The organism is Streptomyces sp. NPDC051636, assembly GCF_044453765.1.
Taxonomy (GTDB): domain Bacteria; phylum Actinomycetota; class Actinomycetes; order Streptomycetales; family Streptomycetaceae; genus Streptomyces.
In genome coordinates this window covers 1-4,335 of record NZ_JBITDA010000078.1, presented here as the reverse complement: position 1 = coordinate 4,335, position 4,335 = coordinate 1, and the positions used below count along the sequence as shown (strand labels likewise).

Genomic DNA, 4,335 nt, shown 5'->3' with positions numbered 1-4,335 from the left:
TCCCCGGGCGGTGGCGACCCTCCGCCGCGACCGCACCGAGCCCCAGGCCCTCGTCGAAGCCCTCACGCGCATGCCGGTGGTCGACTGGACCGCCTACTTCGGCACCGGCCGCCACGCCGTCGACCTGCCCACCTACCCCTTCCAGCACCGCTCCTACTGGTTCCGCGGCAACTCCGTGGCCGCCGGGGAGCCCGCCGACTTCGGTCTGGAACCGGGCGGGCACCCGCTGCTCGGTGCCGCCGTGGAACTCCCGGACAGGGAAGGGGCGTTGCTCACCGGCCGGCTGTCCCTGGCCACGCACCCGTGGCTGGCCGAGCACGCCGTGAACGGGACCGTCATCGTGCCGGGTGCCGCGCTGGTCGAGATCGCGGTCAGGGCCGGTGACCAGGCCGGCCGTGGCACCGTCCGCGACCTGGCCCTGCACGCCCCTCTCGTCGTACCGGAAACCGGCGCCGTCGCCCTGCGCGTCCGCGTCGGAGAAGGCGACGAACCGGCCCTCATGATCCACTCCCGGCCGGAAGGCGAGGACACCTGGACCCTCCACGCCGAAGGCGTCCTGTCGGCGGCCGGTTCCGAGCCGGACGCCCCCGGCACCGTCACCTGGCCCCCCGCCTCCGCCGAACCGCTCGACACCGAGCACCTCTACGCCGGCCTCGCCGCACTGGGCCTGGAGTACGGCCCCCTCTTCCAGGGCCTGACGCGGGCCTGGCGCGATGCCGACGGTGTCGTGCACGCGGAGGCCGCCCTCCCCGAGGACACCGAGACCGACGGGTACGGCATCCACCCCGCCCTTCTCGACGCTGCCCTGCATGCCATCGCCGCCGGGGAGCTGCTGCCCGCGCCCGAGCCGGGCACCGCCTGGCTGCCGTTCTCCTGGTCGGACGTCACCCTGCACGCCACCGGCGCCCGTACCCTGCGCGTCCGGGTCGCCGCCGGCACGCCCGGCGCCGTGACCCTGGACGCCGACGACGCGGACGGGCGGCCCGTGCTGACCGTGGGCACCCTCGCCCTGCGTCCCGTGCCCGTGGCGGCCGGAGGCGGTGCGGCGGGTGCGGGCGACGCGGCGTACGGCGTCGACTGGACCGCCGTGGGGGAGCCGGGCACCGCGTCCCGGAAACTCTTGCCGTTGCCCGAGCCCGGCCGTGTGGAGGCCCTGCCGGTGGCCGGCTGGTCCGCGCTGGCCGCCCCGGCCGGAGGCTCGGCCGCCGGGACCGCGACCACCGTGCTCGAAGCCCTCCAGGAGTGGCTGGAGCACGCCGTGCCCGAGGAGCGGCTGCTGATCGTCACCCGGGGCGCCGTGGCCACGGGCGCCGGGGAGGACGTCACGGACCTCGGCCAGGCCGCCGTCACCGGACTCGTCCGGGCGGCCCGCACCGAGTACCCGGGGCGCCTGCTCCTCGCCGACCTCGGCGCGGACGACGGGCTGCCCGCCTGTGTCCTCGCCTCCGACGAGGACGAACTGGCCGTCCGGGGGAACGACTTGTTCGCCCCCCGGCTGGTGCGGGACAGCGCGCCGGCGGGCGGTGAGCCGGCCTGGCCGAGCACCGGCACGGTGCTGGTCACCGGCGGGACCGGCGGCCTCGGCGCACTGGTCGCCCGCCACCTGGTGGCCACCCACGGCGTACGGAGTCTCCTGCTCACCAGCCGGCGCGGTCCTGACGCCCCCGGGGCCGCCGAACTCGCCGATGCCCTGCGGGAGTCCGGCGCCGAGGTCACGGTGGCCGCGTGCGACGTCGCCGACCGGGACGCCCTCGCCGCCCTGCTCGGCGCCCATCCCGGCATCACCGCCGTCGTCCACACCGCCGGTGTCGTCGACGACGCGACCGTCGGGCGGCTCACCCCCGCCCAGGTGCACCGCGTGCTCGCCCCCAAGGCCGACGCGGCCCGCCATCTCCACGAACTCACCGATGGGCTCGAGGCGTTCGTGCTGTTCTCGTCGGCAGCCGGTGTCCTCGGCGGCGCCGGGCAGGCCAACTACGCCGCCGCGAACGCCTGCTTGGACGCCCTCGCCGCGCACCGCCGTGCGCACGGGCTCCCCGCCGTGTCCCTCGCCTGGGGCCTGTGGGACCCGGCCACCGGAGGCATGGGCGCCGAGCTGACCGACACCGACCTGGAGCGCATGGCCCGCACCGGCCTGCGGCCCCTCGGCGCGGAACAGGGCCTGGCCCTGCTCGACGCGGCCGTCGCCGGGCCCCGCGCGCTCACCGTGCCCGTCCGGCTCGACGTCCCCGCGCTCGCCCGGTCCCTCAGCGGGGCCGTGCCCGGTCTGCTGCGCTCCCTCGTCCGCGTCCCCGCCCGCCGCACGGCCGCCGCGGACGGCACGGCAGCCGGCGGCACCGCGCTGCGCGACCAACTCGCCGCGATCACCGACCGGGACAAGCGGGCCGCGCTCGTCCTCGACCTCGTACGCCGGCACGTACGCACCGTCCTCGGCTTCCCCGACAGCCAGGCCGTCGAGGCCGACAAGCCCTTCAAGGACTTCGGCTTCGACTCGCTGACCGCCGTCGAGTTCCGCAACGCGCTCGCCGCCGAGACCGGCGTACGGCTGCCCGCCACGCTCGTCTTCGACTACCCGACGCCGCACGAACTCGTCGCACACCTGCACAAGGAACTGGCGCCCGCCGACGACGACCCCGCCACCGCCCTGCTGCGCGGCCTCGACCATCTCGAACCCCTCATCGGCACACAGGAGCTGGACCAGCTGACCCGGTCCCGGATCACCGTGCGGCTGCACGCCCTGCTCGCCCGCTGGCAGGACACCGAGCCGCAGCCGGAGACGCGGGCGACCGGCGACCTGGCAGAGGCATCCGACGACGAACTCTTCGCCCTCCTCGACGGCGAGACCGGGAGCTGAACGACCATGGCAGCAACCACTGGACCCACCGGAGCCTCCGGCGACCGCGAGCAGAAGCTGCGCGAGTACCTGAAGAAGGCCACCGCCGATCTGATGCAGGCCCGCCGGCGCATCGAGGACCTGGAGTCCCGCACCCGCGAGCCCATCGCCATCGTCGGCATGGCCTGCCGCTACCCCGGTGGCGTCGCCTCCCCCGACGACCTGTGGCGGCTCGTCGCCGGCGGCGGCGACGGCATGCGAGGCTTCCCCGACGACCGCGGCTGGGACACCGGCAACCTCTACGACCCCGACCCGAACGCCCTCGGCAAGAGCTACGCCAAGGAAGGCGGATTCCTGGACGCGGCAGGCGAGTTCGACGCCGCGTTCTTCGGGATCAGCCCGCGCGAGGCCCTGGCCATGGACCCGCAGCAGCGGCTGCTGCTGGAGACGTCCTGGGAGGCGTTCGAACACGCCGGCATCGACCCGGCCGCCGCCCGCGGCACCCGCACCGGCGTGTACGCGGGCGTCATGTACCACGACTACGGCTCCGACCGCGCCGCCCTGCCCGACGGGGTCGAGGGTTTCCTCGGCACGGGCACCGCCGGCAGCGTCCTGTCCGGCCGGATCGCCTACGCCCTCGGCCTGACCGGCCCGGCCGTCACCGTCGACACCGCCTGCTCCTCCTCCCTGGTCACCCTGCACCTGGCGGCACAGGCCCTGCGGGCGGGGGAGTGCGCCCTCGCCCTGGCCGGCGGCGTCACCGTCATGGCCACCCCCGACACCTTCATCGACTTCAGCCGGCAGCGGGGACTCGCCCCCGACGGCCGCTGCAAGCCGTTCGCCGAGGCCGCCGACGGCACCGGCTGGTCGGAGGGCGTCGGCGTCCTGCTGCTGGAACGGCTGTCGGACGCGCGCCGCAACGGGCACCGGGTGCTGGCGGTCGTCCGGGGCTCGGCGATCAACCAGGACGGCGCAAGCAACGGCCTCACCGCCCCCAGCGGCCCGTCGCAGCAGCAGGTCGTCCTCGACGCACTCGCCAATGCCGGCCTGTCCCCCGACGACGTCGACGCCGTCGAGGCCCACGGCACCGGCACCGTCCTCGGTGACCCCATCGAGGCGCAGGCCCTGCTCGCGACCTACGGCCAGGGCCGCTCTCCGGGCGCCCCGCTGTGGCTGGGGTCGGTCAAGTCCAACCTCGGCCACACCCAGGCGGCGGCGGGCACGGCCGGCGTCATCAAGATGGTGCAGGCGCTGCGCGCGGGCGTACTGCCACGTTCCCTGCACATCGACGCGCCGACCTCCCACGTCGACTGGTCCACCGGTGCGGTGGAACTCCTCACCGAGAACCGCCCCTGGTCCGCGGGCGACCGCCCGCGCCGCGCCGCCGTGTCCGCGTTCGGGATCAGTGGCACCAACGCCCACGTCATCGTGGAGGAGGCACCGGCCGAGGAGCCCGCGGAGGCCGTGGAGCGGGTGGCTCTGCCGGTGGTGCCGTGGGTCGT

The 4,335-nt window shown here is 75.6% G+C and carries 2 protein-coding genes; both read left to right on the top strand.

Translation table 11 applies throughout. The features are described from left to right. On the top strand, positions 1-2,854 hold a 2,854-nt coding region (locus tag ACIBBH_RS42365; protein WP_399414312.1), incomplete at its 5' end, for an SDR family NAD(P)-dependent oxidoreductase. A gap of 6 nt (positions 2,855-2,860) precedes the next feature. Continuing rightward, a partial coding sequence (locus tag ACIBBH_RS42360) for a type I polyketide synthase (protein WP_399414310.1) occupies positions 2,861-4,335 on the top strand: 1,475 nt, incomplete at its 3' end.